The organism is Brevundimonas sp. P7753, from assembly GCF_013386595.1.
GTDB lineage: Bacteria > Pseudomonadota > Alphaproteobacteria > Caulobacterales > Caulobacteraceae > Brevundimonas > Brevundimonas bullata.
Genome location: NZ_JACARP010000169.1, coordinates 1 through 519, shown reverse-complemented (window position 1 = coordinate 519; position 519 = coordinate 1). Strand labels below are relative to the sequence as shown.

The 519-nt window shown below is 64.5% G+C and carries 1 protein-coding gene; it reads left to right on the top strand.

Features of this window, described 5'->3' with window-relative positions:
* The coding region (locus tag HX774_RS18750) for a hypothetical protein (RefSeq protein ID WP_178828944.1) at positions 1-519 on the top strand (519 nt) is incomplete at both ends.

Sequence of the window (519 nt, the reverse complement as noted above, 5' to 3'; positions counted from 1 at the left end):
TCGGGCGGTATCGGCGGCGAGGTGGTGGTGGACCACTCCGGCGACATCACTGTGCTGGGCGACGGCGCGATGGCCATCAAGGCCGAGAGCATCAACGGCGGCGGCGGTTCGCTGGCGCTGGATCTGGCCGGTGTCGTCGGTATGCCGGGCGTGCCCTACGTCGGCATGATCGGCATCAAACCCAAGGAAGAGCCCGTCATCGCCGTTCGCGTCGGCGCCCAAAAGGCCACCAGCATGAACGCAGGCAAGGTGACGGTGAATACAACCGGCACATTCCAAACGGCTGGCGATCACGCGATTGTGGACTTTGCCCAGTCGCTGGCCGGTGGTGGCGGGACGTTGTCGATGAACGTTGATCTCGCCTCCATCGAGAACGAGATCGGCGCCATGGCGACCGGCTTCCATGTCGTGCTGGGCGGTATGGACGGTAACGACAACCGTGCAGCCGACATCGCCAGCACGCATACCGGCGATCTGGTGGCCTTTGGCGATCTTTCGACGGGGGTTCTGGCCCAGTCG